Source organism: Pseudoalteromonas sp. A601 (assembly GCF_002165575.1).
GTDB lineage: Bacteria > Pseudomonadota > Gammaproteobacteria > Enterobacterales > Alteromonadaceae > Pseudoalteromonas.
In genome coordinates, this window is the sequence record NZ_MXQF01000065.1 from 1 (window position 1) to 7,964 (window position 7,964).

The 7,964-nt window shown below is 33.5% G+C and carries 4 protein-coding genes and 1 pseudogene; all 5 read right to left on the minus strand.

What is annotated here, in order from left to right; genetic code table 11:
* Nucleotides 1-249: 249 nt before the first annotated feature.
* Nucleotides 250-1,274, minus strand: a pseudogene (locus B5G52_RS21530) (transposase).
* A 97-nt stretch (nt 1,275-1,371) separates the two neighbouring features.
* Nucleotides 1,372-3,198, minus strand: coding sequence for an N-6 DNA methylase (locus B5G52_RS21535; protein ID WP_087534690.1), 1,827 nt, complete (start codon nt 3,196-3,198; stop codon nt 1,372-1,374).
* A gap of 3 nt (nt 3,199-3,201) precedes the next feature.
* Nucleotides 3,202-3,948 carry a hypothetical protein gene (locus tag B5G52_RS21540; protein WP_087534691.1) on the minus strand — a complete coding sequence of 249 codons (747 nt, stop codon included), beginning with the start codon at nt 3,946-3,948 and terminating at the stop codon, nt 3,202-3,204.
* A gap of 8 nt (nt 3,949-3,956) precedes the next feature.
* Complete coding sequence (locus tag B5G52_RS21545) at nt 3,957-5,018, minus strand: hypothetical protein (RefSeq protein WP_087534692.1); 1,062 nt, start codon at nt 5,016-5,018, stop codon at nt 3,957-3,959.
* The gene (locus B5G52_RS21550; RefSeq protein ID WP_176372605.1) at nt 5,008-7,329 is read right to left on the minus strand and encodes an ATP-binding protein; all 2,322 of its coding nucleotides are present in this window, start codon (nt 7,327-7,329) and stop codon (nt 5,008-5,010) included. Before B5G52_RS21550 ends, B5G52_RS21545 begins: the two co-directional genes overlap by 11 nt.
* Nucleotides 7,330-7,964: the final 635 nt, after the last annotated feature.

Consider the following 7,964-nt stretch of genomic DNA (forward strand, 5'->3'; position numbering starts at 1 on the left):
TAACCAAATGCGTAATTTGCTTTTTAAACGCAGTATCTAATAATCGCAATAAACTAGACAGCCACTTTAATTGAGTAAATAAAACTGTGCTACTAAGATTACTCTTTTGGGCTAAAAACTTATCTCTTTTTTATATCATCACCCGCACATCATTCATGAAGCAAGCATCTTTCACTGTTAAATCTAAATTACACGCATAAAAAAGACTGCATGATTGCAGTTGTAATTCTTTATTCAAGACTTTTAACTTTATGCCAGTAACTTTTCGCTGTTGCTGACGTTGCTACGTCGCTTTCTGTTCAAATGTTCGCAGTAACTTTCTTGTGAGGTCGTCCTACCTACTGCGCCATGAAATACGTGTGTGAATTGCGTGGTCAGTTTTCTAGGGAAATATTGACTCTTTCTAGTAAAGGTAAATGTGTGCTTTCAATGTACCCGCGTTTGCCTTCTCGTATACAACGCCCTGTTAATTCAACCAGTTCAAGGTAGGATTTAAGTTCAAACGGTATCCCTTTAGCATGATTTGACGTGGAATGCCGGCAAAGCGCAATAGCCTTTTTGGTTGCTTGCCTTCTGTTGCGCTTTTTATTCGTGCTTGAACACTTGTATGTGATGACTCTTCTGGCGTGTTTGCCATTTTGGCCCTGATAGGGTTTAAATCAACATACGCCATACAGGCTGCCAATGCTGCTTCATCAAGAAGTGCTTGTGACTTAAAGCGTCCTTCCCACAAAGTTGTAAGGAACAACTTTGAACGCCTTAGGCGGCCCGAAGGGTGAGCGCCATGGATGGCAGCGAATAAAACCTGCCTGTGCAGTTATCTTCTTTATTTGCTTTGCGCGCAATATCTTCATTTAACAAGCGCATAAACCAACTGATGCTAGATAGCCGCTCTCGGTATTGTTTTACTGTTTGATTGAAAAAGATAAGCTCTGCTTTAGTGAGTTTTTCACCTTGCAGGTATTTTTGCGTTAATAACGTGCCATTACACACTTTATGCCAACGAATAATAATGGCTTTATCATTAAGCCTATTGGCCTTTTTATCATCTACATACAGTACTCGATGAGTGTGATTACTCATCTCAGCATAAGCACACACATCTATGCAAAATATACAAGTAATCTATCTTCAACCCAGCTTCTGCGGTGCTCATACGGCTGACCTGTAAAATGGTCTTCTCAGCATAAAAAGGCTCGGCGTCCACAGCGTGAAATACAGTGATAATATCGCGTATCAGCCAAACTAATCTGACGCTTTCTTGCAATCGCCATAAAACATCCTGCTTAAATTTCATATTAAATGAAGTCTAGTTTGAAACCATAAAAAGTACAAAATTTGAGATGGGTGTCTGTGTATTGCTGTTTATAGTTAACAAATGTCCTCTAACTTAATATCATATTTTTTTTCAATAAATTCATTTATCTTATCTCTCCTTTCTTCATTTATAAGCCAATTTTTTTCTTCAACTGTAAAATCATAAATACCAAATGATTTTATGTAATTCTTACTTAGTGACATATAACCAGCTCCATAAGGCTTGCTTGTACTTTCAATATAGAACCAAAACAAACGTGAGCTCATTATCTTCTGAGCAAGCTTTATTTTCGATAGGTCATTATCTAATAAACTTAAGCCATTATGAAAAAAAAGCTCCTCATCATTGTTAATGACAAAGTTAGGGGAGTTAGGTGCTATGTGAGGGAAGAAAAGCTTAAATTTATATTTTTCTAATGACTGATTTCGTCCATAAGCAAACCACTCTTCATATTTGCCATTTCCCTTATCTCTAGTAGAAAGTAAATCTTTATTTCTGAGAAGGTATGAATAAGCATTAGGGTAATTTTTTTTAAAATCACTTTCAGATATTAAAAATGCAGAGTTACCACGATAAAAGTAAGGAAATATAACCTTTCTTTTTAGTAATTCTAAATTAGTTATCTTAGTAAGTTTATTTGTGTTTAAAACTTCTTTACAGACTTTTTTTTCTATTGGAGTCTGTTCATCAATATAGAAGAAATCATCATCTTCAAAAACAGAGTCAAAAATATATACATCATTTTTAAGTGTAGCAATGCCACTACTAGTCTTAAACAAAGTAGAAAATGGTTTTCCTATACTCTCTATCTTTTTAATTACTTGATGAAATTTTAAATTCCAACCATTATAATTATTCAAAGATAAATAAGGAATACTTGAATATACTAAATCAGACAATTCACCTTTATTCGATGACGCAAAAAAAACAAAATCCTCCTTCTTTTTTTGCAATAAACAAATACATGTATAGGTATTATTCGCAGTAAAAACTTGGTTACTTCCAAAATCAATAATCTTTAGCTTATAACTTTCAATAGAAAGGTAATCTCTAAGAGCTCGCCCATTTAAACTCTTATAAAAAGAATTCATAGTTATAAAACCTAAATAACCATTTTTTTTCAATATAGTCATGCCGATCTCGAAAAATGGGATATAAAGATCAGGATGGCCTGTTGATGATACGCTCCAGTTCATTAGAAGGTTCTTAGACTCTGAATCGATATTCCTAGAACAAACATATGGAGGGTTTCCAACCACAACATCAAAACCTTTAAAATCATCAATATATTCTTTCCAGTGGTTAGATAAAGCATTACCTACAAAAAATTTAAACGAAATTTCTTCATACTCTTCACCATTATCAATTGTAAGTAAAGTTAAAAGAATTTTTGACCTTTCAATCGCATAATCTTTAATATCCAACCCAAAGATATTATTTTCAATTATATCTTTGTAGTTTTTATTCGTTACCAATCTGATTTTCTGGATAGCTGAGAATAAGAAACCAGAGCACCCACAAGCAGGATCACATATAGTTATGTTTTCAAAGTTATTTATCTTTGAAAAAATATCATCAAGAATAAATTCTCTTATATTACTTGGAGTATAAACTGCCCCCGAAACGACTTTATCTTCTGGAGATATCACATATTCGAATGCCTCAATCACTTTTTCAAGTGTATCTATTTTAAATTTGCTATTAAACAACTCTAATTTTGAAAACTCATCATCTCCCTCTCTAATCAATAGAGATCCTATATGCTTATTTTTTACCTTTTTAATACTTTTCGATAATAAAAAAGATGAGACTATCAGTTTATTAATAATCTCAACATTAGTAGTATATTCTTTCAGAAAGCGAAATAGCTCTTTTTTCATATTTTAGTCATGAACCGCTAAAGGAAATAATTTCGACATATTAAAATCTTGGTGTTTATTATCATCAGAGCTTAAACCTTTAAAATACGGAGCCCACATGCGCTGTTTAGCTCTATCAATAATGAGTTTATAATCATCATCACTATATAAATCCTGGATAAAAGAATATGCTGTTTCTTTAGCACTATAAAAATTTTTCAAAATAAAGTGGATAGATAAAAATATATCCATCGGGGGGTGAGGTATTCTTGGAGCTGCTAACAGTAAAATTTCACCTGAATTTTGTATACCCATTTTGTCACCTCCAAATTGAAAATGATATAGTGGATGCGTGAACTTCTGAACACCAGTCATTTCAATAACTTTTCCATCGTCATCATAAAATCTATCGCAATCTAAATGCCAGCAGTTAACAAAGTTTTGACTCTCACTAAATCCTGTTACCATCATATCAAATTTATAATTATTGATAGGGTCTTGATTAGAGGCATCAATACTTGGGTCTGTTGAAATCGCATGGTGTAAGTTTATTTTTATAGAGTCCACTTTAGGTGACGTTTTGGCAATTGGTTTGAAAAGTCTAAACTCAATTTCAACATCCTCTAATTTACAGTAATCTAGCTGCTCCATTGATTCGGCTAGAGCTGTCAGTTTATCAATGTCGAATGTGTATCTTTGATCGTGACGCCGAACAACCTCAACTAAGTCTACCAGATCTCTAGTGATTAATTTGTTACTCCAAATATCCATGGAAAGTATTACTCCGTAAATGCTAGGTATCTTTTTCTATCAATTGTAGCGATGTCATTTAGAGACTCTAAACTCGAAGCTCCTTCAGCCGAAAAATATGTTTTGTCAATCCAAGGATCTTTGGTTACATTTTTTTCGAACCCATCTATTGGATCTAATGGCCTTAAACTTTGATTGCAAATTGTCCAAAAATAGTCACTCTGAGAATAAAGGCTTTTTTCGGCTGCATTTATGTTCACAATACCAAGCACTGATTTTAATATTTCAACTCTTTGAGTAGCTCTTAACCTTTTTAGCGAAGGGTGATCTGGAGATACTGATTTCCACCACATATCGACTCCACTAAACCACCAACGTTTGTATGTGTCAGCAAAAACCCCTGAGTATTTATAATCACCTAACATAGCTAGTAAATCTGGCCAATCTTCTGATGAAAGAGATACCCCTAGCCTTGCGGCCAAAATATCCTCTCCAATTAATAACCCTGATGGTTTAACTATTCTATTTAAGAGGAAATCGCTAGCCATAAAAATATTATTTCTAATTTTATTACTTTCAAGAATATCTTTGACTCTCACATCAAATTTTTCTTCAATAATAGGGGGAATCTTTAGCATTGAAAAAATTGCAGAACATTCACTTTTTGATGTAGCAAGCATTGAATATGCACTAATTAAACTCTTCATTCTTCCTGTATATTTGTCGTGTTGCTCAGATAAGGCTTTTTTTGATATTGCGAAGTCGAATAGATCTTGACTTGTATAATCTTTATAAAAACCACTTATTTTGTCTTCGCTTGAGATTAAAACTATCGGTATATCTCTGTGAGTTTTGCTATGCTGTGTTCTCAATGTTTGTGCTAATGTTGGGGCATCGTAGATGACTCCTTTTTTATCTGAAAGTCTAAAGTCGAGTAGTAATAAGTCTACACTTGTAGCTGTGGCTGCTGCTATTGAACCTTCAAAATCTAAGGGGTCATGATATTCAACAGTTAGCTCTTTGCATTTCTTCAAATCAGAAATGGTTGATTCAGGATTTCCATCTTCGATGTACAATATATTATATGCCATTACTATCTAATTCCTTTTCAGATGCTTTTGAGATTTCTATTCTAAAGCATGTTGAATAAACACTTTTTGGAGATACAACTGAAATTTCTCCGCGATAACTTTTAATAATATCTTTTACTATCTTCAAGCCTAAACCAGTGCCTAATATTTCATTCTGGCTATCAAGATCATCAAAATTAACTGAAGAGGTTGTTGTATAAAATTCATCAAAAACCATATTTTCAGTATCTTTTTCAATTCCATCTCCGTTATCGGAAAATTCTAAATATATAACTTCATTATCTTCACCACATTCAATAAATATCTTGCCATTACTATTAGCCCTTTTTATAGCTTTTTTAGAATTGGTGTATAAATTAAACAAGATGGATGACCACTCAGAAGGATGCATAGGTTTAGTAATCAACCTAAGTTTATTGAACTTAGGCTCTATAATTTCGATACCTGCTCGTTTAGAGTCATTTAAGATTGATTTAGTGAATTTTTGTACAATAAACTTTAAATTTTGTGGTTCAAGTTCTCGAACTACATTTTGTGAAACGACGTCGCTGAAATATGAAGTGTATGTTTGAAATGTGGTAAAATTATCTGTAAGAGTAGCCATTCTAGAAGAGTATTTTTCATCATTTTTAACGGCATCTGTTACATAGCGAATATCACTCTGAATATTATCCATATAATATTTAATTTCATGAATAAATTGAGATATAGTTAAACCAACACTGCTTAACACTCTCAACATAGATCGTTCTTTTATTAATTTTTTCAATTCAACTTGTTGAAGCTTATTTACGTCTTCGATCTCTTTTTTTACTTTTTTTATTTTCTTTTTTCGACGAGTTCTAGCTTCTATGCCAGTACCGTCTTCATCAAGCTCCCGATCTAGCTCATCTAAGGTTAAAGCAATATTTTGAATTCTTACCTCTAAGTCTTCCCATTGACCGTTTTCGTCTAGCTGTTGATTGGTAGTTATTTTTGATTTACGGACACTTGCGACTTTAACAACACCTGTCATGATTGTTCTATAAACAAAGTTTTGTAATTGGATAAACGCATCGTTTTTAATTAAACCTTCTCGACTAGACGTTTCATTAAATTGATTATCAAGGTCTTTCATTTCAACAAAACCAAAAAAGTTATTATTGCTATGTGGGGCTAATAAACTTCTTTTTCCTGCTGATTGGTCTAGTTTCAACCAGTCATCTCCTGGCTCTGCATAAGGAAGTACTCTGAACCCATTTCTATATAGACGAATTCCTCCTTCCTTGCGTCCCAAGTTTCGAATACTTGTCTCTTGCCCTTTAGGTATTAAATTATTTCCATAAATATAATAATAAGCTCTAAATCTAATATTTTTTAATAGAGAAAATGGAATAGTTTTATTATCAGGATCATTGCCTATCTCACCTATTTCATTTAGTTCTATTTTATCACTGTCTAGTGTATATATGCCTATACCCGACTCATCAATATACCCTTCAAAAACAGCTAATGCATGCTGTAAAACCATAATAGATTCATCGGCAATAACTTTTTTTTCATTATTTTCTACCTTTTCGAAAGAAGCTTTAAACCCTGGGTCAACTATAGTGTTTCCACTGTCAGGTAATGTAGCTAGTGGAAAAGGCTGAATAATGTCAGATACATATTTATAAACCCTTTTAATAGCAGCTGAAGTCCATTTATCTCTTAGGCCCGAGATAACAAGTGTTGTGCCATGTTCTCTCTTTTTATCAACTACTTCTAATTCATTTGAGATAGAGAGTAAATTTGTGTCTTGTTCATAGTCATTCCAATTGATATTAAGAGTTAATGCATCAGTGGAGTTTTTAACTTGAGTTGAAATAACTAATTGATCACCTAATCTTTGAACCGCAAATCTACCAATACCTTTTTGTCCAGCTCTTTTCCTTATATATAGTGGTGATACAGGCTCATGAACTTTACCTGTAGAAGATATTTTCATAAACCCATTAACAAGTTCATCTCTTGTCATTCCACTTCCATTATCCTCAATAATCAATATTCCACCGATATTATTTGAATTCACAAATGAAAGTGTTACTTCAGTAGCGTCAGCATCATATGAATTTTTTACTAATTCTGAAACAGCGGTCTCTTGACGCGCAACTAACTCTTGCCCTAACCGGTCAATAACACCTGCATCAATTGAAAATCGGACTTTATTTTCTTCCATACCTGCTATTAGATGTGCCAGAGTAATTAAACGATCATTATCAATCGTTCCTTTTTTTAACAACCCCTCTAACTCATCTTTCAGTACGTTTAAGCTCCCTGTTCCGGTACTCATAATCTTACTCATTTTTTAATTAATTGATATTTGCAGTTCCAATTAAACAGTATACGCGAATTCAAATGCTAAGTGCACTACTCGCGGAACTAGCGATTATTAAAAATATAGGCTCATAAATAATGTCAGGTCTTACATCTTTGCAAGACAAAATCCAACTTCACGTTTTATACCCTTTCCGCGTTATAGCGCTTTAAACATAAGCGATTGATGAGTAATTGTGATGTTCTGATTGCACTTGGGAAGTTCATAGAGGAAGCGGAGCTAACTCCCTATATGCTGCTATCGCCTGTGCGACTGGAAATATTTTTAATATAGGTCGTGGATTTACTTCGCTATAGTTAGGAAGCTGCATGCTGCTTGGTTCGAAATACAAAAATGACAGCTACTCTAATTAAAGAAACAAAGCTGTACCATCAAATTAGTCGTCATTATCCCCGAGCTTAAATTACACCCATAAAAAAGCCCGCTTAATATTGCTCAAGCAGGACTCCAAACTAATTTTGTATCAATAAAAGCGCCTAAACTGCAGGCACTTTGCATTATTGAATTTTATTGATTTACTACGCTCTTCAGTGGATTCACTGGCAGTGCATTTTCATCGAGTAAGTTCATATCAAAATCAAACTCATCTA